Source organism: Burkholderia sp. 22PA0106 (assembly GCF_047497155.1).
Lineage (GTDB): Bacteria > Pseudomonadota > Gammaproteobacteria > Burkholderiales > Burkholderiaceae > Burkholderia.
On sequence record NZ_CP163163.1, the window covers coordinates 3618266 to 3644268 of the forward strand.

Below are 26003 nucleotides of genomic sequence, written 5' to 3' on the forward strand. Positions count from 1 at the left end.
CGCCTTACGAGAACCCGACTTTATCGATGGAAATCGTCTTCACCGTCCTGATCCTGCTGCTCGCGGTCGCGCTGTCCGGCATCGTGATCCGCCTGCTGCCCTGGCGCCCGCCGCTGCCGCTCATGCAGATCGCCATCGGCGCGCTGCTGGCCTGGCCACGCCTGAAGCTGCATGTGAGCTTCGATCCCGAAATCTTCATGCTGCTGTTCATCCCGCCGCTGCTGTTTGCCGACGGCTGGCGGATTCCGAAACGCGAGCTGTACCTGCAACGACGCGCGATCCTGATGCTGGCGTTCGGGCTGGTGTTCATCACGGTGGTGGCGGTCGGCTATTTCGCGCACTGGCTGGTGCCGGGGCTGCCGCTGCCGGTGGCGTTCGCGCTGGCCGCCGTGCTGTCGCCCACCGACGCCGTGGCGCTGTCGGGCATCGCCGGGAAGGGCCGGATTCCGCCGCAACTGATGCACATCCTCGAAGGCGAGGCGCTGATGAACGACGCGTCGGGCCTGGTGGCGCTGAAGTTCGCGATCGCCGCCGCGCTCACCGGCGTGTTCTCGCTGCGCGAGGCATCGCTCGATTTCGTGCTGGTCGCGACCGGTGGCCTGGCGGCGGGCGCGGCGCTGGCCTGGCTGTTCAGCCTGCTGTCGACGCGCTTCCTGAACGCCGCGCAGGAAGGCGACCCGGCGCCCGGCATCGTCATGACGTTGCTGATCCCGTTCGCGTCGTACCTGATCGCCGAGCATTTCGGGCTGTCGGGCATCCTGTCGGCCGTGGCGGCCGGGATGATGATGAATTACACGAGCTTCTCGCGCAGCAGCACGGTGGCCGCGCGGGTGCGCGCCGAAAGCACCTGGTCGATGATCGAGTTCGTGTTCAACGGCATGGTGTTCATCCTGCTCGGCCTGCAGATGCCGCAGATCATCGGCCGCGCGCTGGTGTCGGCGCACCACGAGAGCGACGTGCTGGTGGCCGCGATGATCGGCTACGTGCTGGCGATGCTGGCCGCGCTGTACGCGATCCGTTTCACCTGGATCTGGCTGCTGCGCTGGATCGCCAGCCAGCGCGCCGCGCGGCGCGGCATGACCGGCGCCATGCCCGGCTTTCGCACCCTCGCGCTGATGACGGTGGGCGGCGTGCGCGGCGCGGTCACGCTGGCCGGCGTGCTGTCGCTGCCGGTGACGCTCGGCAACGGCACGCCGCTGGCCGGGCGCGACACCGCCATCTTCATCGCCTCGGGCGTGATCCTCTGCTCGCTGCTGGTGGCGGTGGCGGGCCTGCCGCTGCTGCTGCGCGGCCTGCGCTCCACCCCGAACCCGCACCTGCGCGAGGAACGCGCGGCGCGCGCGACGGCGGCTCAGGCGGCGATCCGCGCGATCGACGCCACGCACGACACGCTGATCGCCGATCTCGACGAAGCCGATGCCGCGCGCTGCACCGACATCACCGCGCGCGTCATGGATCTCTACCGCCGCCGCCTCGATAGCCTCGACGACGACGACAGCGACGACGCCGCCACGCTGCGCGCCGAAGCCAAGCAGGCCGAACGCATGGAGCTGCAGATGAAGCTCGCGGCGATCCGCGCCGAGCGCGCGGCGCTGTACCGGATCCGCACCGAGCAGAAGATCAACGACGTGACGCTCGCCAAGCTGATGCGCGAAATCGACCTGTCGGAGACGGCGCTGACGACGCGCAAGAAAGGGCTGACCTGAGCACGACGGCCGCGCGTTGCCCGCGCGGCCGTCGTTTTTTAGCCGCGCTCCTCCGGCTTACTTCGCCGCAACCACCACCGGAATCCCGCGCAACGCGCCCGCGCCCTTGATCGCGTCGATCGCTTGCGCGACCGCCGCGCTCGTCGCCGCCTCGATGCCCGCCTGCAAGGCCAGCGCCGGTTCGGCGCGCTTCATCGCGGCCACGCCCGCCAGCTTCACCGGCCCGTAGCCCCGCACCTTCGCGGGCAGCGCGGCAAGCGCCGCCACGGCCTGCGCGTTGCCGTCCTTGCCCTCTTTGCCATCTTTGCCCGCGTTCCCCGCTGCCAGCGCCGCGAACGCGCGCGTCATGGTGACGGCGTAATCGTCGGCCAGCGCGCGCTCCATGCGGCGCTCGGCGGTGCGGCCGAACGGATCGAACGGCGTGCCGCGCAGGCCGCGGCAGCGCGCCAGCACGCCGAGCACCGGCCACATCCAGCCGCCGAAACGCTGCTTTTTCGGGCGCTCGCCGTGCGCGGCCTTCGTGGTGGCGGGCGGCGCCAGATGGAAAGCGATCCGGTAATCGCGGCCGGCCACGCCGTCGAACTGCTCGCCGAGCGCGGCGCGGAAGCTGCCATCGCTGTAAAGCCGCGCCACTTCGTATTCGTCCTTCACGGCCAGCAGCCGGTAGAACGCGGTCGCCACGGCCTCGGCGACCCGTGCGTCGCCGGTGGCGCGCGCGGCGTCCACCAGCGCGCGGTAGCGCGCCACCACGCGCCGGCCGCCGTAGGCATCGAGCCGCGCCGCGCGATCCGCCACCAGCGCGTCGAGCGTGCGCGGCGCGGCGGCGGCCCGCACCGGATGACGCGCCTGCCACAACGCCTCGAGCCCGGCCGGATCGCCCGCCGCCATCCGCCCGATCGAAAACGCCAGCCGGTTCGCGGCCACCGCCACGCCGTTCAGTTCGAGCGCGCGCATCAGCGCCGCCAGCGACACCGGCACCAGCCCGTGCTGCCACGCGAAGCCGAGCATCAGGATGTTCGCGCCGATCGAATCGCCGAGGAAGCGCGAGGCCAGCGCCTGCGCATCGCATTCGGACACGCGCGCGTCGCCGGCCGCGTGATGCATCTTGTCGAGCAGCGCATCGGCGTGCAGGCTCGCGTCGGGGTCGCGCACGAACGCGGCGTTCGGGATCGGGTGCGTGTTGACAACGATGCGCGTGCGATCGTGGCGCACCGTCTGCAAGGCCTCGGCGCTCGCGCCCACCACCATGTCGCAGGCCAGCAGCAGGTCGGCCTGCTGCGTGTCGATGCGCACCTGGTTCAGCCACGCGTCGCGCGCGGCGATCCGCACGTAGGACAGCACCGCGCCGCCCTTCTGCGCGAAGCCCATGAAATCGAGCACCGACGCGCTGTTGCCCTCCAGGTGCGCGGCCATGCTGATCAGCGCGCCCACCGTCACCACGCCGGTGCCGCCCACGCCCGTCACCAGCATGTCGTAAGGCGCCGCATCCAGCCGCGCGGCGGGCGACGGCAGCGCCGCCACGCGCTCGGCCAGCGCGGCCTCGTCGAACGCGATGCCGGCCGCCTTCTTCAGCGCCGCGCCCTCGACGGTCACGAAGCTCGGGCAGAAGCCGTTCACGCACGAATAATCCTTGTTGCACGACGACTGATCGATGCGGCGCTTGCGGCCGAGCGGCGTCTCGACCGCCTCGACGGAAAGGCAATTCGACTGCACGCCGCAATCGCCACATCCTTCGCACACCTGTTCATTGATGAACGCGCGCCGGGCCGGGTCGGGATACGCGCCCTTCTTGCGGCGGCGGCGCTTCTCGGCCGCGCAGGTCTGGTCGTAGATCAGCACCGTCACGCCGTCGGTGTCGCGCAGCTCGCGCTGCACGGCGTCGAGCGCGTCGCGATGATGGAAGCTGGTGCCGCGCGGAAACGCGTCGCGCAGGCCGTCGTATTTTTGCGGCTCGTCGGACACCACCACGAAACGCGACACGCCCTCGGCCTCCACCTGCCGCGCGATCTGCGGCACCGACAGGCTGCCGTCCACCGGCTGGCCGCCGGTCATCGCCACCGCGTCGTTGTAGAGGATCTTGTAGGTGATCGTGGCGCGCGCGGCCACCGCCTGCCGGATCGCCAGGAGTCCGGAATGAAAGTAGGTGCCGTCGCCGAGGTTCTGGAACACGTGGCGGGTGCGCGTGAACATCGCGTGCGCGGCCCAGTCCACGCCCTCGCCGCCCATCTGGATCAGGCCGGTGGTGTCGCGCTCCATCCACGACGCCATGAAATGGCAGCCGATGCCGGCCTGCGCGACCGAGCCGTCCGGCACCCGCGTCGAAGTGTTGTGCGGGCAGCCCGAACAGAAATACGGCGTGCGCTTGACCGCATCGGCCGCGTTCGACAGGATGGCCGGCGCGATCAGGTCCACCACGCGCTCGCGACGGTCGAGCGCCGGGCGATGCCGCGCCAGCCAGTCGGCGAACACCGGCAGCACCCGCGACGGGCGCAGCTCGCCGAGCGCGGACAGCAGCGGCGCGCCAGCGGCATCATGCTTGCCGATCACGCGCGGCCGCGCGCCCGCGCTTCGGTTGTATAAATGATCCTTGATCTGCTGCTCGATCACCGGCCCCTTCTCCTCGATCACCAGCACCTCGTCGAGCCCCTCGACGAAGCGCTCGAGCCGCGTGGTTTCGAGCGGAAACGACAGGCCGACCTTGTAGATGCGCACGCCGGCCGCGTCGAGATCGGCGGCGCTCAGGTCGAGCCGCCGCAGCGCTTCCATCAGGTCCAGATGCGCCTTGCCGCAGGTCACGATGCCGACGCTCGCGTGCGGGCTCGGCGCGATCCAGCGATCGATGCTGTTCACGCGCGCGAAGTGGCGCACCGCGTCGAGCTTGGCCGCGAGCCGCGCCTCGATCGTCAGGCTCGGCAGGTCGGGCCAGCGGTTGTGCAGGCCACCGGCCGGCGCGTCGAACGGCGGCGGCTCGGGCCAGTGCGTGACGAGCGCGTCGAGATCGACCGTCGAGCCCGATTCGACCGTCTCCGAGATCGCCTTGAAGCCCACCCACGCCCCCGAGAAACGCGACAGCGCCCAGCCGTACAAACCGAATTCGAGCATGTCGGCGAGATTCGACGGGTTGAGCACCGGCATCTGCCAGCCCATCAGCGCGAAGTCGCTCTGGTGCGGCATCGACGACGACACGCAGCCGTGATCGTCGCCCGCCACCACCAGCACGCCGCCGTGCGGCGACGCGCCGTAGGCGTTGCCATGCTTGAGCGCGTCGCCGGCACGATCGACGCCGGGGCCCTTGCCGTACCACATCGCGAACACGCCCTCGACGGTGCGCTCGGCATCCGCCTCGACGCGCTGCGTGCCGAGCACCGCCGTGCCGCCCAGTTCCTCGTTGATGGCCGGCAGGAAGCGCACGCGGGCCGCGTCGAGCAGGGCCTGCGCCTTCCACATCTGCTGATCGACCATGCCGAGCGGCGAGCCGCGATAGCCGCTCACGAAGCCGGCCGAATCGACGCCGTGCGCCGCGTCGCGCTGGCGCTGCATCAGCAGCAGGCGCACCAGCGCCTGAGTGCCGGTCAGGAACACGCGGCCGTGGGTGGCGCTGAGGTTGTCGGTGAGCCGGTAATCGGCGAGGGCGGGCGTGCCTTCGGTGGGCAATCGGGCGGTCATGGGGCTGTCTCCGGATGTCGGCGCCGGCGCGCCGATTGGGCATGGCCGGGGCGCGGCGGTTTTTTCGCTATTTTTTGCCGGCCCGCGAGAAATGTTTTTCCTGATCCCCTGGCCGATCGGCCGATTCGAGAAAATTCACCGAGGTTTTCAATCGATATCGAGTGAAATTTCGCTCAGGCTTTGTGCATTCGGGGTTATTGCAACGCACCAATGAAAAAGGCGGAAGCGCCTGCGCGCTCCCGCCTTCTCGCCTTTTCCGCGTCCTTCTGCGTGCTGCCGTCTGCTGCGATCCGGCGCTTACTTCCGGTCGACGATGATCTGGTCGAACGTGCCGCCGTCGGCGAAGTGCGTCTTCTGCACGTTGTCCCAACTGCCGAAGATCTGCTCGACGCTGAACGTCTTGAGCGTCTTGAACTCGGCCGCGTGCTGCTTGAGCACGGCCGCGTCGCGCGGGCGCAGGTGATGTTTCGCGATGATCTCCTGCCCGGCCGGCGAGTACAGGTAATCGAGGTAGGCCTGCGCGACCTTGCGCGTGCCCTTCTTGTCGACCACCTTGTCGACGATCGCCACCGGCGGCTCGGCCAGGATGCTGGCCGACGGGTAGACGGCGTCGAACTGCTCGCCGTTCGCGCCCGCATCCATCAGCGCCACTTCGTTCTCGAACGTGACGAGCACGTCGCCGATATCGCGCTGCGTGAAGGTGGTGGTCGCGCCGCGGCCGCCCGAATCGAGCACCGGCACGTTGCGGAAGATCGCCTTCTCGAAATCGACGGCCTGCGCGTCGCTCGCGCCCTTGAGCTTCTGGTAGCCCCAGGCGGCCAGGTACGCATAGCGGCCATTGCCCGAGGTCTTCGGGTTGGCGATCACGACCTGCACGCCGGGCTTGGCCAGGTCGCTCCAGTCGTGGATCTGCTTCGGGTTGCCGTGACGCACCAGGAACACCATGGTGGTCGAATACGGCGAGCTGCTGTCGGGCAGGCGCTTGCGCCAGTCCTTCGGCAGCAACTGGCCGCGATCGGCCAGCAGGTCGATGTCGTTCGGCTGGTTCATGGTCACCACGTCGGCCTGCAGGCCTTGCAGCACCGACAGCGCCTGCGCGCTCGACGCGCCGTGCGACTGGCGGATCGAGACCGTCTCGCCGGTCTTCTGCTTCCACGCCGCGATGAAGCCCGCGTCGATGTCCTTGTACAGCTCGCGCGTCACGTCGTACGACACGTTCAGCAACGCGGTGTCCGCGTGCGCGGCCGGTGCGGCCGTGACCAGCATCGCCACCGCCCCCGCGATCAGCCAGCGGCCGATCCCTTGCGTCTGATTCATCGAGTCCTATCCCCTGTGTGGTCTGTCAGCCATTGGTAAACGGCGATTGTAGCCAGCCCGGCGCGCGCGCCCTAAGACTCCTTCGTGCTTAGGTCACAACCAAAAGTCATTTGGCGGGTTCCCGCGTGGAGGCCGAGGATGCGCGGTTCGCGCTGGTCAACGCGCGAAGGCCGATGCTAAGATTGCGGCTCGTTTCTTCACGGTTCACGTTCATGTCGTCGTTCGCGATGCCTTCGTTCCCGCGCCCTGCCACCCTCGCCCGCTCGTTCGATGCGGCCGTGGTTGCGCGCGCGGCCGTGTTGAAACTGAAAAAACGACTTCTCGACTGACGGGGAGTCGCGTCCCGTCAGGCGAAAGCCGGACGGGAACTCTCTCGGGCCTCAAGGCCCGCCTCATACCCCGGTCCGGCGCCCGCCGGCGGAACGTTTCCTTCACCACGTTCCCACCGAGGTTTGCATGTCCATCGATTTTTCCGGCATCTGGCTGCCGATCGTCACACCGTTCACGTCGCGCGAAGGCGAGGCCATCGATCACGCGTCGCTCGCGCGTCTCGCGCGGCATTACGTCGAGGCCGGCATCGCCGGCTTCGTCGCCTGCGCGACCACCGGCGAGGGTGCGCTGCTCGACGACGCCGAACAGGCCGCCGTATTCGCGACGCTGCGCGCCGCCGCGCCGGGCGTGCCGATCGTGCTCGGCCTGTCGCACAGCGCGACGCGGGGCGCCGTCGCACGCGCCCGCGAGCTGGCCGCGCTCGCGCCCGACGGCCTGCTCGTCACGCCGCCCACCTACGTGCGGCCGACGCAGGACGGCATCCGCCGTCACTTCGAGGCCGTCGTGCAGGCCGCCGATCTGCCGGTGCTCGTCTACAACATTCCGTATCGCACCGGCGTAAACATCGAACTCGACACGCTGAAGGCGCTGGCCGAGGATGCGCGCGTCGCGGGCATCAAGGAATGCGGCGGCTCGATCGACCGGATGATGCGGCTCGTTCACGAGACGCCGCTGCGCGTGTTCTCCGGCGACGACAACCAGAACTTCGCGGCGCTCTGCGTGGGCGCGCACGGAGCGATCGCGAGCGCTGCGCATCTGTTCCCCGAGTGGCACGTCCGGGCTTACCGATGCGTGCATCAGGGCGACTGGGCCGGCGCGCGGCGGATCGCGGTCGCGTTGCAGCCGCTGGTGCGGGTGCTGTTCGAGGAGCCGAACCCGGCGCCGGTGAAGGCGGCGCTGGCGGCGCAGGAGCGCTGCGCGGACGGCTTGCGCTTGCCGTTCGTGCCGGCCAGTGAAGGGCTGCGTGCGCGGATGCGGGGAGTGATCGAGGCGGTGGAGGCGGGGTTGAGGGGGATTGAGGGCGGGGTTTGATCGTTGGCGCCGAGCGCCGGCGACGTCGGCAGGCTCGGTGCGCCGATCATCCATGCACCCGCGCCCGCTCAAACCGCCAGCGAATCCTCGGCGACCTCATCCGAATCCGCCGCGCGGCTCACCGCCTGCCGGACGATCCGCATCAGTTGCTCGGCGGTCGGCGTGCGCGATTCGGCGCGCCGCAGCAGCACCAGCGGCAACGGCGGCAACTCCGGCAAGCCTTGTGCGGCGGCATCGAGCGGCCGCACCGATGCGGGCAGCCCGTAACGCGTGCGCACCGTCACGCCCAGCCCTGCCGCGGCCGCCGCCCACAAGCCGGCCAGGCTCGGGCTCGTGAAGGCGATCCGCCAGCGCAAACCGGCGCGATCGAGCGCCGCGGAGCCCGCCGCGAAGAACGCGCAGGGCCGATCGAACGCAACCAGCGGCAACGGCTCGCCGTTCTCGCGCCACGCGTCGGCGGCGGCCCGCGCGGCGGGCGAGGCCGCGCCGGCCCAGCACATCGGCGCCATCGCGATCAGCTCGGCCTCGATGCCCTCGCGCGCCGCCACCGAGGTGGCCGCGGGGTCGCCCCAGACCAGCGCGAGATCGAGCTGCCGCGCGTCGAGCCGTTCCAGCAGTTCGGTGTTGCGCGCCACGCGCGCCTCGATGCGCACCAGCGGATGCGCGCGCGCAAAACGCCCGAGCACGTCGGGCAGCAGGCTCTCGCCGAAATCCTCCTGCATGCCGATCCGCACCCAGCCGTCGAGCGTCGCGCCGCGCACCGCCGAGGCAGCCTCGTCGTTGAGCTCGATCAGCCGGCGTGCATAACGCAGCATCGCCTCGCCGGCATCGGTCAGCGCCAGCCCGCGCCCCGCCTTGCGGAACAGCGGCGCGCCGGCCTGCGCCTCGAGCTTGCGAACCTGCGCGCTGACCGCCGACGACGAACGCGCCACCTGATCGGCCGCCTTCGCGAAGCTGCCGAGATCGATGCCGGCCACCAGACTGCGCAGCGCGGCGATGTCGAAGTTCGTATGCGACATGGCAATCATCCTGATTTATCGAACGATTCAAACAAAACTTTCTGATTTTCAGCATGAATCTACGAGGCGACACTGACGGCGTCAACCACTCCCGGACCCGCACCATGCGCCTCTCTTTCTCGACGCCCGCCCGAGCCCCGCTCGCGCGGGCCGCGCACGCCGAACGCGGCGAGGCGCATCGCTGGCGCGTGCTGGCCGTCGGCGTGCTGGCGAACGTCGCGTTCTCGGCGGCGGCGGCCGGCATCCCGACTACCGCGATCTCGCTGCGCAGCGCATATCGGCTCGACAACGGCGCGCTCGGCATCGTGATCGGTGCGCTCGGGTTGGGCGTGGCGGTGTTCGAGGTGCCCTGGGGGCTGGCCGCCGACCGCTGGGGCGACCGTCGCGTGCTGCTCATCGGGTTGGCCGCGATGGCGGCCATGCTGGCGACGATGGCGGCCGGCATGGTGCCGCACGGCGGCTGGACGCCGCCGCTCGCGTGGCTGGTGGCCGCGATGGCGTTGACCGGCCTGACGGGCGGCAGCGTCAATGGCGCGAGCGGCCGGGCCGTGATGCGCTGGTTCCGCGACAACGAACGCGGCCTCGCGATGAGCATCCGGCAGACCGCCGTGCCGCTCGGCGGCGGCCTCGGCGCGGCGCTGCTGCCGCCGCTGGCCGCGCACGCGGGCTTTGCGGCCGTGTTCGGTGTGCTGGGCGGGTTCGTGGCGCTGGCGGCGCTCCTGACGTGGCGCTGGCTGCATGAGCCGCTTGGAGATGAGGCGACGCCGGTTGGTGGGACCGCTGGGGCCACCGGGGCTCGTAGCGCCGTCAATGCCGCCGGTGCCTCCGCCACTCAACCCCTGCGCGATCCGACGCTGCGGCGTCTCGTGCTCGGCATCGGGTTGCTCTGCGCGCCGCAGTTCGCCATCCTCAGCTTCGCGACGGTGTTCCTGCACGATTTCGCCGGCTTCAGCACGGCGCGCATCGGCATCGCGATGGTGACGATCCAGCTTGGCGCCATGGTGTCGCGCGTCTGGAGCGGACGCGCGACCGACCGGCGCAGCAACCGGCGCGCGTTCGTGCGCGGCACGGTCGGGCTGGCGCTCGCGCTGTTCGCGGCGCTCGTCGCGGCCACGTTCGCCGCCGGCGAAGCGCGTTCGGCGCTGACCATCGATCTCGCCGCGCTGCTGTTGGTGGCGGCCGGCATCGCGGTTTCCGCCTGGCACGGCGTGGCCTATGCCGAACTGGCGACGATGGCCGGCGCGCAGCGCGCGGGAACCGCGCTCGGCATGGCCAATACGGTCGTCTATGCCGGCTATTTCCTGACGCCGCTGGCTATCCCGGCCTTGCTGGCATGGGGCGGCTGGCAACTCGTCTGGTTGGCCGCCGCCGCGGTCGTGCTGCTCGCGCTGCCGTGTTTCCCTCGCGCGGCCGCCCGCTGAGGCGACGAGGATCGAGCGGCGGGACGCTTCATACGCGCTTCACACGCCCGTCGCACCGGCGGGCGATACTGTGCGCCCCGCCCGCGCCGCTGCCCGCGCGCCGGCGAACCCGCCAAGGAGGTAATCGATGTTCCGACCGGCTGCCGCGTCCGTCCTGTTGATCGCGCTGGGGCTTGCGGCCTGCAGCGACGATTCGCATCACGGCGCCTCGACGTCGTCCGATGCGGCGGCGAACCTGCCCGCCAGCGGTGACGGCAACGCCAGCGCGTTCAACGGTGATGCGTCGGCGGCATCGAGCGCCGCGCCCGCGCCGGCCTCGGGCCAGCCGCCGCTCGCGCCGCCGGTGGTGCATTACCCGCCGAGCGACGACGCGGCGTCGGGCGCCATGCCGCCCGCACCACCGCCGCCGGGCGGCCCGGGCGACCCCGGCACGCCGGCCCCGCCGCCGGGAAATGCACCGAGCGGGGACGGAAATGGCAACGCGAGCCCGCCGTCGAACATTGCGCCGAGCCAGTTGCCTGCGCCGAATTCGGGATCGAGGCCGTCGCGGGGGTGAGTCGGCAGATGCTGACTGAATCGGCGACGCACCGCCGGCACCGGTTCAACGCTCGGCATCCAGCGCGGCGAAATGCTCGCGCAGCAACAGTTCCTGCTGCGCAAAACCTTCCGGCTTCTTCGCTCTGAGCTTCTCGAGGTTGTGCAGCTTCCATCGAATCGCCGGCAATTCGCGCAAGTGCTCGCAGGGCATCAAGGACCAATCAGGCTCGGCTCGCGCCAACGACAGCAGGAATTCACGCTGACGCTCCGTCAGCGCAGCCGGCAATTCGCGATGCAGTCGCGCCTGCGTGGCTTCGAGCGCATCGAGGCCGACAGGTTCGACGGTCATCCCGACGAAATCGGCCTCGTAGACGCGCGCCATCGGGCGTCGGCCGGCAAACAACACTTCGTGCATGGGCCGGTTGTGCCCGGCAAGGTACGCGACGAACGCATCGACGATATCGTCACGCAAGCCGAACCCCTCGTACATCCGCATCACGTCGAACAGATCTCGCGGATGCTGGCGATCGAGCGCCGCAACGAGCTTGCTTCCGTACAGTTCGGACTCATGAAGCGTCGGCACCGTGACGCGCGTGGCAAACAAGGCTTCCGCAGCAGGCACGAGGGGCCGCATGACGGGTTCGAGCAAGGTGCCTCGAAACACGTAATTGACTTCCACCTTGACAGACACATCGCCGGAAATCACGGTGAGCTTGACGTCCTCGCCCTTGGCTTTTCCCGATGCGCTCGAGGTTCTCGTCGCATGCCCCTCGGCCTCGATCTGCGCACTCGCGCGCCCCAGCTCTTCGGCAATTGCACCGATCGCCTCCTCGCGCGACAAGCTCCGGTCGGTCACGACGACATCGATGTCGACCGACAGGCGCGGCATGTCCTGCACGAACAGATTGAGCGCCGTGCCGCCTTTCATCGCGAAACGCGGCGTATCGAAGATGATCGGCGCGATGCCGAGCATCAACCGGACCGTGCTTGCGTAGATCTCGTCCATCATGGTTTGAGTGTCAGCCGCTCCCCGTTTGGTGTTCTGTTCGACCATCGTTTGCCCGGCCCCAGACGATCGACATGTTTTTGCAAACCGTCGGCCCAGGAAAAGCCGGCTTCGAGCCCCAGATCGCGCACCAGGCGCACCACTTTCACCCGAGTGCAGTGGCTCAGGAACGCATCCAGCACATCGCGGCGGAGATTGCGCAGGCCGACCATCAGATTGCGCGCCTCCTCCAGCGACTGGCCCTTGCCGACATCGCTGGCAAGCTCCAGCACCGCGCGCTCCGGCACCGAAACCAGCACGCCCGGATCGCGGGCCGGAAGCGGCTGCAAGCCCGTCTCATAAGGTTGACGCTCGTCGAACAACGCGGTCGTCTGGTACGAATAGGGCTGATGCTCGGCCACCCAGGCGGGAAAGCGATACGGCTTCTGCCCCCACAAGACGACCGTCTCGCGAAACGCCAGGTTATGACGCACGCCTTGCCATGCAAGCGCCGTCTTGCCGCCCACATGAAGGCCCGGTATGCGCCGGCTCAAGTAAGCGATCGTGCCATCCCCTGCGGGCTTGTCGCCGGTCAGCAGGTAGGCGCCCTGCGACAGGCGCTGCAGCCAACCGGCTTTGACCATATGTGACGCCAGCGCGGCGCTGACGCCCCATGCCCGAAGCATGTCGGAATCGATCGGGAAGCCTCGCGGGCTTTCCTGCATCAGCCGTTGGACGGAATTGTTGCTCATTGAAGCGCTCGTTGCGTTATCTGATTGCAGTATATACAGCAATCATTTGATAATTTGCAATTTTTTAACGCATCGACGCAGCACCGGTTTCATTCACAGCCCGTAGGGCCGACGTTATTTTTTTGCAGAAAATGGCAGATACATTTGATTATCTGCAATCAAAAAACGCAACCCCAAAGCAAAACGGGCAGCCCGCAGGCCACCCGTCCCCAATCCAATCCCCGTCCCCCGCCTCAAACCGCAAACGCGAAATTCCGCTCCCCCGCTGCCCTGAACACATCGCTCCGCGCCTCTTCATGCGCCTCGCGAAACCGCAGCGGCGCGGCGCAATGCACGAGCGTGTCGATGAAATACTTGGCGCGCGGCCACGGCCCGAAGCCGGCCGCGGTATTGATATGCCCGGCATCGCCGAGATTGACGAACGCGCTGCCGAACTGGCGCGCCAGCTCGCGCGCGTCGCCAAGCGTCATCCATGGGTCGGTCTCGCTGCCGATCAGGATCGACGGCACCGGCAGGCGCCGTGCCTCGAACGCACCGGCAAACGCGAATTTCTGCGGGCTGGCAGGCGCGACGAACAGCACGCCGGCCACCACCGAGGGGTCGAGCGCGAGATCGCCGTGCAACAGCGCATGCGCCGTCGCGAGACAGCCGAAGCTATGAGCGGCCAGCACGACCGGGCCGCGTTCGCGCGCAAGCGTGTCGCGCACCGCGCCGGCCCAGCGCACCAGATGCGGCGCTTCCCAGTCGTCCTGCTCCACGCGCAGCGCGCGCGCGAACTGCCGTTCGAGCCAGCTTTGCCAATGCGCTCCCTCGCTGCCGTGCAGGCCGGGCACGGTCACCACACGCGGCGGCCACGTCGATTTGCTGCAGATGGACATCGCTTCCCCCTCGCTTGCGGGCGAACCCGTTTCCGATCGTTTGACGCACCGATTGTCGGCCGCGCCTCGCGGGCGGCGAACCAATTTTTCCTGCTTTGCAATTTCGACGCTGCGGCGTCGGGCCGCCCGACGCCGTAAAATGGCCGTTTCCCGCGCGACGGGGCCAGATGCCGGCTTCGCGCCCCCCTTGCGCAACCCGCCGGCACCCAAGCACTCATGCAGATCCTGTTCCACGACACCCAAGATTCGTTCGCCGACTGGCGCGCCGGCATCGAAGCCGCGCTGCCCGGCGCGACGCTGCGCGCCTGGCAACCGGGCGACGCCGCCCCGGCCGACTACGCGATGGTCTGGCGCCCGCCCGCCGAATTGCTCGCGCCGCGCGCGGGCCTGAAGGCGATCTTCAATCTCGGCGCCGGCGTGGACGCGCTGCTCGACTTCGAACGCGAACAACCGGGCACGCTGCCGGCCGGCGTGCCGCTCGTGCGGCTCGAAGATACCGGCATGGGCCAGCAGATGATCGAGTACGTCGCCTACGGCGTGCTGCGCTATCTGCGCCGATTCGACGACTACGCCGCGCTCCAGCGCGAACACCGCTGGCAGCCGCTCGATGCGCACCCGCGCGAGCAGTTCGTGGTGGGCGTGCTCGGGCTCGGCGTGCTCGGCGCGCAGGTCGCGCGCGCCCTGGCCGGGCTCGGCCTGACCGTGCGCGGCTTCAGCCGCGGCGCGAAATCGCTGGACGGCGTGACCACCTTCCACGGCAGCCCGCGCCCCGGCGACGCCGGTTTCGACGCGTTCTCGCAAGGCCTCAAGGTGCTCGTCAACCTGCTGCCGAGCACGCCCGACACGCACGGCGCGCTGCACGCCGGCGTGTTCGCGCAACTCGCGCCCGGCGCGTTCGTGATCAACGTCGCGCGCGGCGCGCATCTGGTCGAGCCGGACCTGCTCGACGCGCTCGCCTCGGGCCAGCTCGAAGGCGCGCTGCTCGACGTGCTGCACACCGAACCGCTGCCGGCCGAGCATCCGTTCTGGGCGCATCCGCGCATCACGATCACGCCGCACGTCTCGGCCGAAACCGAGCGCGACGGCGCGGTCGCGCAGATCGCCGCGAAGATCCGCGCGTTCGAGCGCGGCGACGCCGTCACCGGCATCATCGATCTCGCGCGCGGCTACTAGCCGCCGCACCCGCCGGGCCGCGCGGCGCGATCCGCCGCCGGGCCGCCAATCGCACCCGGCGCACGTACCGCGTGCGCCACCGAACGATGGAGACAAGCATGACCACCCCCACAGCCGTGAAGATCGTCGAGGTCGGGCCGCGCGACGGTCTGCAGAACGAAAAGACCTTCGTGCCCACCGACGTGAAGATCGCGCTGGTCGATCGGCTCTCGCATGCAGGCTTCCGCAACGTCGAAGCCGCGTCATTCGTGTCGCCGAAATGGGTGCCGCAGATGGCCGACGGCGCCGAGCTGATGGCCGGCATCGCGCGCCGCCCCGGCACGCTCTATTCCGCGTTGACGCCGAACCTCAAGGGCCTGGAGAACGCGCTGGCCGCGCGCGCCGACGAGGTCGTGATCTTCGGCGCGGCCAGCGAGGCGTTCTCGCAGAAGAACATCAACTGCAGCATCGCCGAGAGCATCGCGCGCTTCGAGCCGGTCGCGCTGGCCGCGAAAGAAGCCGGCGTGCGGCTGCGCGGCAGCGTGTCGTGCGCGCTCGGCTGCCCGTATCAGGGCGAGGTGCCGGTGGCCGCCGTGATCGACGTGGTCGAGCGCTTCGCCGCGCTCGGCTGCGACGAGATCGACATCGCCGACACCATCGGCGTGGGCACCGCCGCGCAGACGCGCGCGGTGCTGGCCGCGGTCGCCCGGGTGTTCCCGCGCGAGCGGCTGTCGGGCCACTTCCACGACACCTACGGGCAGGCGCTCGGCAACATCTACGCCGCGCTGCTCGAAGGCATCGAGATCTTCCACGCCTCCGTCGCCGGCCTGGGCGGCTGCCCGTATGCGAAGGGCGCCACCGGCAACGTCGCGACCGAGGACGTGCTGTACCTGATGCAGGGCCTCGGCATCGAGACCGGCATCGACCTGATGGAAGTCGTCGAGGCCGGCGACTTCATTTCGCGCGCGCTCGGCCGCGCCAACGCCTCGCGCGCCGGCCGCGCGCTGCTCGCCAAGCGCGGCGACGCGCAAGCGGCCAGCGCCTGATCGCCTCCCCGCCCTTTCACTCTTCATAGCGACCGACTCATGCCGACTCCGACCCCAGCCGACCAGCTTCCCGAATCCGCGCGCCGCGTCGCGCAACTGTTGATCGAGCGCGGCCACGCGAAGGGCGTGGTGGTGCTCGACGAAACCGGCCGCACCTCGGCCGAAGCCGCGGCCGGGCTCGGCTGCGACGTCGCGCAGATCGCCAAATCGATCCTGTTCCGGCGCAAGTCCGACGGCGCGCCGGTGCTGGTGGTGGCGAGCGGCGCGAACCGCGTGGACGAGAAGAAGGTGGCCGAGCGCGTCGGCGAGATCGGCCGCGCCGATGCGAAGTTCGTGCGCGAGAACACCGGCTATGCGATCGGCGGCGTCTGCCCGATCGGCCATCTGGTCAAGCCGGTGATGCTGATCGACGCGGATCTGTTCGCCTACGATGCGCTGTGGGCCGCGGCCGGGCATCCGCACGCGGTGTTCACGCTGTCGCCGCAGGAGCTGGCCGACCTGACCGGCGCGCCGGTGGTGGACGTGGCGCTGCGCGAGCCGGCGTGAGCCGCGCGAGCCGCGATGACGCCGAGGTGGCCGGGGTGGCGTCCCCCTGCGTGGGCGTGTGCCGGGTCGATGCGAAGGCGAACTGGTGCACCGGCTGCCGGCGCACGCTCGACGAAATCGCGGCCTGGCGGGATCTGGATGCGGACGGGAAGCGGGAGGTGTTGAGGCGGGTGGAGGGGCGGTGGTTCGATGAGCGGTGAGCAACGCGCGCCGAACAAAAAAAAGCCGTTCAACCAAGAATTGTTGAACGGCGCTCAGAGTCGAATCCCGTTGACGTGATCAACGATGAGCCCATCATACGAGCACCGATTTTGCGTCGGCATCGGGAGTTTCCCTACAGATCGAAATCCACGCGCCGCGCGGCGTTCGGATCGGTTTTTCGGTGCGAGGAAGTCACCGCGAAAGCCCTGCGACGCGTCATGAAAACGACACCATCGCTCGCCCCCGTTCACCGTCCGCATCGGCTCGATCAGCCCCCCGCCTCCCCCGCCTCGAAGAACGCCAGAATCTCCTCCAGCAACACCCCCGGCGCTTCCTCCGGAATGTAATGCCCGCATTCGAGCGCGCGTCCGCTCACGTCGCGCGCCACGGCGCGCCATTCCTCGAGCGGATCGAAGCAGCGCGCCACCGTGCCGTCGGCGCCCCACAGCACGCGCAACGGGCAGGCCACGCGCGTGCCGCGTTCGAGATCGGCGCGGTCGTGGTCGAGATCGATGGTGGCCGACGCGCGGTAGTCCTCGCACATCGCATGTACCGCGCCCGGCTGTTTCAGCGCCTGCCGGTAGGCATCGAGCGCGGCCGGCGCGAACGGCGCGAGGCCGGCCGAGCGGCTGCCCATCACGCGCTCGACGTACGCCTCGGGGTTGCCCTCGATCAGCATCTCGGGCAGCGGCGGCGGCTGAATCAGAAAGAACCAGTGGAAATAGGCGGTGGCGAACGCACGATCGGTCTTTTCGTACATCGCGAGCGTCGGCGCGATATCGAGCAGCATCGCGCGCTCGACCACTTCGGGATGATCGAGCGCCATGCGGTGCGCGACGCGCGCGCCGCGATCGTGCGCGCACACGCAGAAGCGCTCGTAGCCGAAGTGGCGCATCACGGCGATCTGGTCGGCCGCCATCGCGCGCTTCGAATACGTGAGGTGCGCGGCGTCGCCCTTCGGCTTGGACGACGCGCCGTAGCCGCGCAAATCCGTGGCGATCACGGTGAAGCGTCGCGCCAGCGCGGCCGCGACGCGATGCCAGATCATGTGGGTCTGCGGATGGCCGTGCAGCAACAACAAAGGCGGGCCGGAACCGCCCTTGACGCCGAAAATGTCGACGTCATCCACCGTCACATTGAACGATGCAAACTCGTCAAACGACATGGCGATAGTCTCACTGATCGGGTGGTGGTAGCCGCCATTGTAGGAGCCGGGTGCGGCGCGAACAGGCGCTAGCCCACGCAAACCGTAGAACCCGAACACTCATTCGATACGAACGTTCGATGCATCGCTCTACAATGGCACGACCGTTCGTATTAATATGCGACGACCGGCGCGCACGGGCGCGTGCATCGTCCTGCACACCGTGCCCGACACGCGCCGCGCCGCCTCGCTACACTCATGCAGCCGCCCGCGAAACACGCAGGCGCAAGACGATCCAGGAGACTCCCACCATGGCCCTGCCCGCCGTCCTCCAGCGCCTGTCGCTGCCCGTCATCGCCTCGCCGATGTTCATCGTCAGTTATCCCGAACTGGTGCTCGCGCAGTGCAAGGCCGGCATCGTCGGTTCGTTCCCGGCGCTCAACGCGCGCCCGGCCGAATTGCTCGACGCATGGCTCACACAAATCGAGGACGGCCTGGCCGCGCATCGCGAAGCGCATCCGGAGGCGGTGATCGGCCCGATCGCGGTCAACCAGATCGTCCATCAATCGAACGTGCGGCTCGAACACGACGTGCGCGTCTGCGTCGATCACCAGGTGCCGATCTTCATCACGAGCCTGCGCGCGCCGTCGCCCGAGATCGTGCAGGCGGTGCACAGCTACGGCGGCATCGTGCTGCACGACGTGATCAACCTGCGCCATGCCGAGAAGGCGCTCGAAGCGGGCGTGGACGGCCTGATCCTGGTGGCGGCCGGCGCGGGCGGCCATGCGGGCACCACCTCGCCGTTCGCGCTGGTGGGCGAGGTGCGCAAGCGCTTCGACGGCCCGATCGTGCTGTCGGGTTCGATCGCCAACGGCGGCGCGATCCTGGCCGCGCAGGCGATGGGCGCCGACCTCGCCTACATGGGCACGCGCTTCATCGCCACGCAGGAAGCGCACGCGGTGGAAGGCTACAAGCGCGCGATCGTCGACGCGAAATCGGCCGACATCGTCTACACCAACCTGTTCACGGGCGTGCACGGCAACTACATCCGCGAAAGCATCGTCAACGCGGGGCTGGACCCGGACGCGCTGCCCGAAGCCGACAAGTCGAAGATGAATTTCGGCAGCGACAAGGCGAAGGCCTGGAAGGACATCTGGGGCGCGGGCCAGGGCGTCGGCTTGATGGATGACGTGCCGAGCGTCGGCGACCTGGTCGCGCGGCTCGCGCGCGAATACGACGACGCGAAGGCGCGGCTCGGGATTCGCGTCTGACCCGGCGCTCGGCGCTTCGGCTCGCGCGATGCGATAAAAAAACCGGCTGCGAGGCCGGTTTTCTCATTCACGACTGCGTACGCGTACGCAACAACCGCGCGGTGTTCAGCTCACCGCGACACGCTTCAAACGCGGCGCGGCAGCTTCCGCCAGATAGGCATCGACGGTCGGGCACAGCGACTGCCCCGAGAACCGGTCGGCCAGGAAATCGACGAACGAGCGCACCTTCGCCGACACATGCCGGCGGCTCGCGTACACCGCGTAGATCGGCAGCTCGCGCGGCGGCATCACGTCGAGCAGCAGCGGCACGAGGCGGCCGGCTTCGATGTCGTCGCCGATCACCTCGGTGCCGAGCATCGCGATGCCGCTGCCGTCGAGCACCGCCACGCGCAGCGCTTCGAGGTGATTGATGATCAGGTTGCCCGACAGCGTCACGCGCGAGGCCGCGGCCGATTCGAACGCGAGCGAATCGATCGAGGTCGGGCCGCTGTCGCGGCGCAAATAATTGTGATGCTCGAGATCGGCCAGCGTGGCGGGCGTGCCGTGTTCTTCCAGATAGGCCGGCGAGGCCACCAGCAAAATGTGCGCGGTGGCGATCTGGCGCGCGACCAGCGACGACGACTTCAGGCCGAACGGCGCGGCGCGCACGGCCACGTCGTAGCCTTCGTCGATCAGTTCGACGACGCGATCCGACAGCGTGATCTCGACGGTCACGTCCGCGTAGCGCGCCGCGTACGCGGTCACGGCCTGCATCACGTGGCGCAGGCCGAACGCCGACAGCGTGGTCACGCGCAAGCGGCCCTGCGGCACGATGCTCGCCGCGCCGACCGCCTGGCCGGCCTCGTCGAGTTCGGTCAGCGCCTGCACGAGGCGCTCGTAGTATTCGCGCCCGGCTTCGGTGGGCGCGACGCGACGGGTGGTTCGATGCAGCAGCCGCGAGCCGAGCTGCTGCTCGAGATGCATCACGTGCTTGCTCGCCATCGCAGCGGACATTTGCATCCGCTCCGCCGCGCCGACGAAGCTGCCCACTTCGACGACGTAGCGAAACACATTCATGCTGACGAGGGTATCCATACCAAAGCTCGCGATCCAGTTGACTTCAATAGGCTCAATTGGAAGCGACTGTAACAAAGGCTGACGCGGCAAAAGGTCAACAAACGCAAAACGCCGCGTAATTCCCCAGTTTCGCTACAGAACTGCTCGGCAACGGCAAAAAATGCCGAACGGGTGTTGCGTGCCGTACACGCATCGGCGTTCAGAAGCGCACGCGCATGCCGCCGCCGAACGTGTAGCCGGTCGATTGATTCGACAGGTGATCGTACATGTAGGCCGCGTAGAGATCGGTGCGCTTCGAGAGCGGATAGTCGTAGCCGAGCGCCCAGGTCTGATGCGTCTGGTCGAGGCCGCCCGCGTCGCGCGAATACGCGTACGACGCCAGCGCACTGCCCGCGCCGACCGGCACCGACACACCGCCCTGCGCGGTGTTTACATGCCAGCTCCCGGTCTGCATGTCGTTCTTCGTATACATGTACTGCCCGTACAGCTTCATGAACCTGAGGTCGTAGCTGACGCCGAGCTGCGTGACGCTCTGGCTCTTCATGCCGGCCACCAGCGAGCCGAGGTCGGTCGGGCTGTTGTTGAAGTTGACGTACTGATACACGGCCGTCGCGGCGAACGCGCCGCGGTAGTACTGCATCTGGCCGCTCCATTTCTTCGCGCCGTTGCTGCCCGCCTGGTTGCCGAGCGCGTACATCGCGCTCGCGCTGAAGCCGTTGAAATCGGGCGACGTGTACGACACCGCGTTGTTCCAGCCCGAATCGCCCACCACGCCCTGATCGGTGGTGTAGGTCGGGAACGTGCCCAGGCCGAGGAACACGTGATAGACGATCGGCGAGAACTCGTACGAATCGATCAGCGGGTTGAACAGGATCGTCGAGATGAACAACTGCGTGGTCAGGCGCCCGGCGCGCACGGTGCCGTACGGCGTTTCGAGGCCGACATACGCATTGCGCCCGAAGAACGTGTCGCCGTCGAAGCGGCCGTACTTGCCGCTTTGCGGGCGGAAGAAATCCTCGAACGTGAACAGCGCCCGGTAGCCGCCGCCCAGATCCTCGGTGCCGCGCAGGCCCCAGTACGAGGTCGACATGCCGCCGCCCTGCACGCCCCATGCGCGTTCGTTACCGGGGAATTTCTGCGCGCCGACCCACGCGTCGACCTGCCCATACAGTTGCACGCTCGATTGTGCCCGAGCGGGCACGGCAACCGAAAAGCAGGCCGCAAACGCGGCGCAAGCGACAGCACCGGACGCAGTCCGGCGAGCGAAAGACTTCATGAGATCTCCGAATCAATTCGTTGGGAACCGGTGCGCGTATCGTTGTTTGGGCTGCATGCGCACGGTGAAGCACGGCCATCTTCATGGACCGATAAGCCGGTCAAAAATGGGCGGACTTATGTTCGGTATAGCGGCGTCGCGATTGCCGGTGGCGCGGGTGCGGGTGCCGGCCCGCCGACGCGGTGCGAAAGATGGCGCAAGCAGCGAAGCACCCAAAGCGCGAAGCGCCGCGAACGAAAGACGGCGCGACGGCGGCGCCTATGCGTCAGCAGGCGTGCAAAAGCCCGCCGACGGAGGCGCGATCAGGAAGGAAAGAGGAGAGAGAAACAGACAGCGCGACGCAGCCGGAGAGCCCGGCCGCCCGCATCAATTGTTGCGGTAGAACGACGAGAAGAACGTGTTGCGCGCGCCGCCGCCTTCCTGCTCGCGCGGTTGCGGTGCCGGACGGCCGCCGCGTTCCTCGTTGTAGCGCGCCACGTCGGCGCGGATCGACCCGCTGCGCATCGGCGCGTAGTTGGAACCGGGGCGCTGCATCGATTCGGCGTTGGCGCTGATCGGGCGATACGGATTGACGGGCGCATACCGCCCCTGCTGGCCCGACTCGTGGCCGTAGACGTGCGCTTGACCGTGCCCGTATTCGTGCCCGTCGCGCTGGCCGTACGACGGCGCCGTCACCGGCCGCAGCCCCCAGCGAGGCCCGCCGCTGCTCACGCCCATGCGCGGTTGCGCGTACGGCGCACCCGCCCCGCCGTGCGCGAACTCGCGATGCGCCCCGCCGCCACCGCCCGGGCCACCGTGCGGATGGGCGAACGCAAGCGAGGCGCACAGCGCTGCTGCCGCGCCCGCCATCCATCGCCCGATATTCCGTTTTGCCCGATCCACGTTCGTCATCCCTTGTGCGCTCACTAACCGCGTATTGCTGGTTCCCTATTTAGGACGTGAGCTTTCAGCAGTAATTTATGGGCATGCCGTTTTTGTGTCGAGCCGAAAAATGTTAGGCCGGCGGCACCGATGTAACACCGTGTTACCCCGGCCTTTTTTCAGATTTTTCGTAAGTTTTTCAAGGATATTCAAGGCCGCCACGATAGGGTTTTCCTGAAAGGTTTTTGCGTAAAAAATGGATGGTGCAATCCAATTTCTTATGAACGGCTTTCATCAATCGATTCTCGAAATGAATTTGCCTATTGAATAGGCAACCGGGACAATACGCGCCGGAGCGCGTCGGCCGACAGACCACGGCGGCGCGCCTCGCACCCGCTCCTCCGTTTCCGTTCTTGAGATGCCGATGGCCCGTCCCCGTTTTCTTCCCGACAATTTCACGCTGGCCCTGGTCGGCACCGTCGTCTTCGCCAGCCTGCTGCCGTGCCGCGGCCAGGTTGCGCACGCCGCCAACTGGGCGACCAACATCGCCATCGGCCTGCTGTTCTTCCTGCACGGCGCGAAGCTGTCGCGCGAGGCGATCGTGGCCGGCGCGACGCACTGGCGGCTTCATATCGTCGTGATGCTGAGTACCTTCGCGCTGTTCCCGCTGCTGGGCCTCGCGCTGCGCCCGCTGCTCTCGCCGCTCGTCACGCCGGCGCTGTACGCGGGCGTGCTGTTCCTCTGCACGCTGCCGTCCACGGTGCAGTCGTCGATCGCGTTCACCTCGATCGCCAAGGGCAACGTGTCGGCCGCCGTGTGCTCGGCGTCGGCGTCGAGCCTGCTCGGCATCTTCATCACGCCGGCGCTGGTCGGCGCGATGCTGACCACCCAGTCGGGCGCGGGCCATTCGGCCTGGAGCACGGTGGGCAGCATCGTCATGCAGTTGCTGGTGCCGTTCGTGGCGGGCCAGTTGCTGCGCCCGGTGATCGGCAACTGGATCGAGCGCAACCGCGGCGTGCTGAAGTTCGTCGATCAGGGCTCGATCCTGCTGGTGGTGTACGTGGCGTTCAGCGAGGCCGTCAACGAAGGCCTCTGGCACCAGATCCCGGCGGCGGCGCTCGGCGGCCTGCTGGTGGTGTGCGTGGCGCTGCTCGCGATCGCCCTGGGCGTCACGGCGCTGGTCAGCAAGCGGCTCGGCTTCAATCGCGCCGACTGCATCACGATCATCTTCTGCGGCTCGAAGAAGAGCCTCGCGTCGGGCATCCCGATGGCGAAGGTGATCTTCGCCGCGCATGCAGTCGGCGCGATCGTGCTGCCGCTCATGCTGTTCCACCAGATCCAGTTGATGGTGTGCGCGGCGCTCGCGCAACGCTGGGGCGCGCGCGACACCAGCCTCGACGACGCGGGCCACGCCGGCCGGCATTGATCGCACCCCAAAATTTGCTGCACGCCTTCTATTACCCATAGTCATTTAATAACTAAAAATAAAATGACTATGGGTGCATCGGGCCTTTGCGCGAGCCGGTGCGAAGGCCTGGCCTCGTACCCGACGCGAACGGGGCGGCACGCCGGAGCCGTCATAAAAAATTCACTGCTCCGGGGCCGGTGGCGATTGTTAAATTGTGTGTCTCGACGCCCGCCTGCCCTCGTCTGCCCGCCCCCCTCATGCCTCCGCCTCTGTCCGTTGTCGCCGAACCGGCGCGCGTCGCCGACCTGCTTGCCGCCGGCGCGCTGAGTGCGCAATTCCAGCCGATCGTCGCGATTTCCGGCGGCGCCATCATCGGCTACGAAGGGTTGGTGCGCGGGCCGGCCGGCTCGCCGCTCGAAATGCCGGGCGCGCTGTTCGCGCAGGCCGCGCGCGAGGGTTGCTCGCTCGAACTCGAACTGGCCGCGGCCACCGCTTGCGTGAACGGCTTCGCCGCCACCGGCCGGGACGGCCAGTTGTTCGTCAATTTCAGCGCGCATGCGATCGTGCAGCTCGCACGGCATCGCGAGCGCGTGCTGTCGGCCATGCCGGCCAACCGCATCGTCGTCGAACTGACCGAGCAGCATCCGGCCAGCGACCTGCCCGGCCTGCCGGCGGCGCTCGCCGAATTGCGCGGCTCGGGCGTGTCGTTCGCGCTGGACGATTACGGCACCGCCAACGCCAGCATGAGCGCCTGGGTGCGGCTGCGGCCCGACATCGTCAAGATCGACCGCTTCTTCATCGACGGCATCGCCAGCGACCCGCGCAAGTTCGAGGCGGTCAAGGCGATGCAGCATTTTTCGGCGGCCACCGGCGGGCTGCTGATCGCCGAAGGCATCGAATGCGCGGCGGACCTGATCGTGGTGCGCGATCTCGGCATCGATTACGGCCAGGGCTTCTTCCTCGGCCGCCCGGCGTACATACCGGCCGAACACACCGCCGAGGCCGCCCGCGACGCGCTGCGCGCCTCGCACATCGCGGTGTTTCCGGGCGTGGCGCGCACCACCGCCGGCACGCGGCCGGATGCGACCGTCACCGACAAGATGCGCGTGATCGCGCCCGCGCTGCCGAGCCACGCGACCAACAACCAGGTGCTCGAACTGTTCCAGCGCCGGCCCGACCTGCACGCGGTGGCGGTGGTCGAGAACGAGCGGCCGATCGCGCTAATCAACCGCCGCGGCTTCATGGATCGCTACGCGTTGCCGTATCACCGCGAGGTGTTCGGCAAGCGGCCGTGCCTGCAGTTGGCGAACGACACGCCGCTGATCGTCGACAACGCCACCACGGTCGAGCAACTGACGACGCTGCTGGCCAACCACGACCAGCGCTACCTGACCGAAGGCTTCATCATCACCGACCACGGCCGCTACGCCGGCCTCGGCACGGGCGAGAGCCTGGTGCGCGCGGTGACCGAAGTGCGCGTCGAGGCCGCGCGCTACGCGAACCCGCTGACGTTCCTGCCCGGCAACATCCCGATCAGCTCGCACATCGCGCGGCTGGTGGGCAAGGATGCGGCGTTCCACGCCTGCTACGTCGATCTGAACCAGTTCAAGCCGTTCAACGATCAATACGGCTACTGGCAGGGCGACGAAGTGTTGAAATTCGCGGCCGCCGTGCTGGCGGACGTGTGCGACCCAACCCGCGACTTCCTCGGCCACGTGGGCGGCGACGATTTCCTGGTGCTGTTCCAGAGCGACGACTGGCAGGCGCGCGCGCAACGCGCGATCGACCGCTTCGACGAGGGCGCGCAGCGCTTCTACGCCCATGCCGACCGGCTCGCGGGCGGCATCCACGGCGAGGACCGGCGAGGCAATCCGGCGTTCTTCGATTTCGTGACGATGGCGATCGGCTGCGTGCGCGTGCCCGGCACGCGACGCTACCGCAGCGACGAGATCGCCTCGGTGGCCGCGCTCGCCAAGCGCCGCGCCAAGCACCACCCGGGGCACCTCTACGAGATCGACGTGGACGAAGGCCGCGCCTGGCTGCGCGCGCACGGCGAACAGCCGAAGGCCGTGCCGTCCGGCCCGCCGCCAGCCGAACCGCTCGACGACTGAGCCGTATTGCCGGCCGAACTATTCGGCGCCTGAGCCGCACTGTCGGCGAACGACTCGACGCCTGCGCCGCTCCGTCGGCCGACGCGTCGCTTTCCGCTCCGCACCGCGCGGATTTCGATCGCCTTTCCGTGTTCACTTCCCCAGCACATGTTTAGCAAACGTCATAAACACGTGCGCACTGTTTATCTCCAAATAAACCCCTAATTTACGGGTATTCACCGACTTCTCTCCGGCATTCCCGAACATTTTCAGCCGAAATTTTTACTATACAATCGCTCGCACCCTAAA

Annotated in this window: 22 protein-coding genes; 12 read left to right on the forward strand and 10 right to left on the reverse strand. The window is 68.3% G+C overall.

All coding sequences use genetic code 11. The features are described from left to right. Positions 1-26: 26 nt before the first annotated feature. Positions 27-1706: a Na+/H+ antiporter gene (locus AB4850_RS31115; RefSeq protein ID WP_414443239.1), complete on the forward strand. Its 1680-nt coding sequence runs from the start codon at positions 27-29 to the stop codon at positions 1704-1706. A gap of 57 nt (positions 1707-1763) precedes the next feature. On the opposite strand, the gene AB4850_RS31120 is transcribed toward AB4850_RS31115, so the two are convergent. Both AB4850_RS31120 and AB4850_RS31125 read right to left on the reverse strand, forming a co-directional pair. Continuing rightward, the gene (locus AB4850_RS31120; protein ID WP_414443240.1) at positions 1764-5372 is read right to left on the reverse strand and encodes an indolepyruvate ferredoxin oxidoreductase family protein; all 3609 of its coding nucleotides are present in this window, start codon (positions 5370-5372) and stop codon (positions 1764-1766) included. Between the two features lie 297 nt (positions 5373-5669). Beyond that, entirely contained in the window at positions 5670-6689 is a 1020-nt protein-coding gene (locus tag AB4850_RS31125) for a sulfate ABC transporter substrate-binding protein (RefSeq protein ID WP_414443241.1), read from the reverse strand. A 125-nt stretch (positions 6690-6814) separates the two neighbouring features. Between AB4850_RS31125 and AB4850_RS31130 the strand changes: the two genes are divergently transcribed. After that, positions 6815-7018: a hypothetical protein gene (locus AB4850_RS31130; protein ID WP_414443242.1), complete on the forward strand. Its 204-nt coding sequence runs from the start codon at positions 6815-6817 to the stop codon at positions 7016-7018. A gap of 127 nt (positions 7019-7145) precedes the next feature. Next, positions 7146-8051, forward strand: a complete 906-nt coding sequence (gene dapA, locus AB4850_RS31135) for a 4-hydroxy-tetrahydrodipicolinate synthase (RefSeq protein ID WP_414443243.1) — start codon at positions 7146-7148, stop codon at positions 8049-8051. Between the two features lie 68 nt (positions 8052-8119). Here the strand turns inward: dapA and AB4850_RS31140 are convergent, their stop codons facing one another. After that, complete coding sequence (locus tag AB4850_RS31140) at positions 8120-9079, reverse strand: LysR substrate-binding domain-containing protein (protein WP_414443244.1); 960 nt, start codon at positions 9077-9079, stop codon at positions 8120-8122. Positions 9080-9174: 95 nt separating this feature from the next. Between AB4850_RS31140 and AB4850_RS31145 the strand changes: the two genes are divergently transcribed. Both AB4850_RS31145 and AB4850_RS31150 read left to right on the forward strand, forming a co-directional pair. After that, on the forward strand, positions 9175-10491 hold the full coding sequence (locus AB4850_RS31145) for an MFS transporter (RefSeq protein WP_414443245.1): 1317 nt from the start codon (positions 9175-9177) through the stop codon (positions 10489-10491). A gap of 127 nt (positions 10492-10618) precedes the next feature. Then, the gene (locus AB4850_RS31150; RefSeq protein WP_414443246.1) at positions 10619-11047 is read left to right on the forward strand and encodes a hypothetical protein; all 429 of its coding nucleotides are present in this window, start codon (positions 10619-10621) and stop codon (positions 11045-11047) included. Positions 11048-11092: 45 nt separating this feature from the next. On the opposite strand, the gene AB4850_RS31155 is transcribed toward AB4850_RS31150, so the two are convergent. The 3 genes from AB4850_RS31155 to AB4850_RS31165 form a co-directional block, all read right to left on the reverse strand. Further along, positions 11093-12034, reverse strand: a complete 942-nt coding sequence (locus tag AB4850_RS31155) for a nucleotidyl transferase AbiEii/AbiGii toxin family protein (RefSeq protein ID WP_414445668.1) — start codon at positions 12032-12034, stop codon at positions 11093-11095. Then, the gene (locus AB4850_RS31160) at positions 12034-12765 is read right to left on the reverse strand and encodes a type IV toxin-antitoxin system AbiEi family antitoxin domain-containing protein (protein ID WP_414443247.1); all 732 of its coding nucleotides are present in this window, start codon (positions 12763-12765) and stop codon (positions 12034-12036) included. The genes AB4850_RS31155 and AB4850_RS31160 overlap by 1 nt, the downstream gene beginning before the upstream one ends. Before the next feature lie 233 nt (positions 12766-12998). Next, positions 12999-13643, reverse strand: coding sequence for an RBBP9/YdeN family alpha/beta hydrolase (locus AB4850_RS31165; protein WP_414443248.1), 645 nt, complete (start codon positions 13641-13643; stop codon positions 12999-13001). 216 nt (positions 13644-13859) lie between these two features. Here AB4850_RS31165 and AB4850_RS31170 point away from each other — a divergent pair, with 216 nt between their 5' ends. The 4 genes from AB4850_RS31170 to AB4850_RS31185 all read left to right on the forward strand — a co-directional run bounded on the left by AB4850_RS31170 (position 13860) and on the right by AB4850_RS31185 (position 16587). Continuing rightward, positions 13860-14816, forward strand: a complete 957-nt coding sequence (locus AB4850_RS31170; RefSeq protein WP_414443249.1) for a 2-hydroxyacid dehydrogenase — start codon at positions 13860-13862, stop codon at positions 14814-14816. A gap of 98 nt (positions 14817-14914) precedes the next feature. Beyond that, entirely contained in the window at positions 14915-15841 is a 927-nt protein-coding gene (locus tag AB4850_RS31175; RefSeq protein WP_414443250.1) for a hydroxymethylglutaryl-CoA lyase, read from the forward strand. A 39-nt stretch (positions 15842-15880) separates the two neighbouring features. Further along, the gene (locus AB4850_RS31180; RefSeq protein WP_414443251.1) at positions 15881-16387 is read left to right on the forward strand and encodes a YbaK/EbsC family protein; all 507 of its coding nucleotides are present in this window, start codon (positions 15881-15883) and stop codon (positions 16385-16387) included. After that, positions 16384-16587, forward strand: coding sequence for a DUF1289 domain-containing protein (locus tag AB4850_RS31185; RefSeq protein ID WP_414443252.1), 204 nt, complete (start codon positions 16384-16386; stop codon positions 16585-16587). Before AB4850_RS31180 ends, AB4850_RS31185 begins: the two co-directional genes overlap by 4 nt. A gap of 269 nt (positions 16588-16856) precedes the next feature. Here AB4850_RS31185 and AB4850_RS31190 read toward each other — a convergent pair whose 3' ends face one another. Next, complete coding sequence (locus tag AB4850_RS31190) at positions 16857-17753, reverse strand: alpha/beta fold hydrolase (RefSeq protein ID WP_414443253.1); 897 nt, start codon at positions 17751-17753, stop codon at positions 16857-16859. A 290-nt stretch (positions 17754-18043) separates the two neighbouring features. Between AB4850_RS31190 and AB4850_RS31195 the strand changes: the two genes are divergently transcribed. Beyond that, positions 18044-19003, forward strand: a complete 960-nt coding sequence (locus AB4850_RS31195; RefSeq protein ID WP_414443254.1) for an NAD(P)H-dependent flavin oxidoreductase — start codon at positions 18044-18046, stop codon at positions 19001-19003. Positions 19004-19108: 105 nt separating this feature from the next. On the opposite strand, the gene AB4850_RS31200 is transcribed toward AB4850_RS31195, so the two are convergent. The 3 genes from AB4850_RS31200 to AB4850_RS31210 form a co-directional block, all read right to left on the reverse strand. After that, a complete protein-coding gene (locus AB4850_RS31200; RefSeq protein WP_414443255.1) occupies positions 19109-20077 on the reverse strand; it encodes a LysR family transcriptional regulator in 969 nt (322 codons plus the stop codon). Positions 20078-20258: 181 nt separating this feature from the next. Then, positions 20259-21335: a porin gene (locus tag AB4850_RS31205; RefSeq protein ID WP_414443256.1), complete on the reverse strand. Its 1077-nt coding sequence runs from the start codon at positions 21333-21335 to the stop codon at positions 20259-20261. Between the two features lie 366 nt (positions 21336-21701). Next, positions 21702-22226, reverse strand: coding sequence for a peptide-binding protein (locus AB4850_RS31210; RefSeq protein WP_414443257.1), 525 nt, complete (start codon positions 22224-22226; stop codon positions 21702-21704). Between the two features lie 394 nt (positions 22227-22620). On the opposite strand from AB4850_RS31210, the gene AB4850_RS31215 reads away from it, so the two are divergent. Continuing rightward, positions 22621-23622, forward strand: coding sequence for a bile acid:sodium symporter family protein (locus tag AB4850_RS31215; RefSeq protein ID WP_414443258.1), 1002 nt, complete (start codon positions 22621-22623; stop codon positions 23620-23622). Between the two features lie 239 nt (positions 23623-23861). After that, positions 23862-25715, forward strand: a complete 1854-nt coding sequence (locus tag AB4850_RS31220) for an EAL domain-containing protein (protein ID WP_414443259.1) — start codon at positions 23862-23864, stop codon at positions 25713-25715. The last annotated feature ends 288 nt before the right edge of the window (positions 25716-26003 follow it).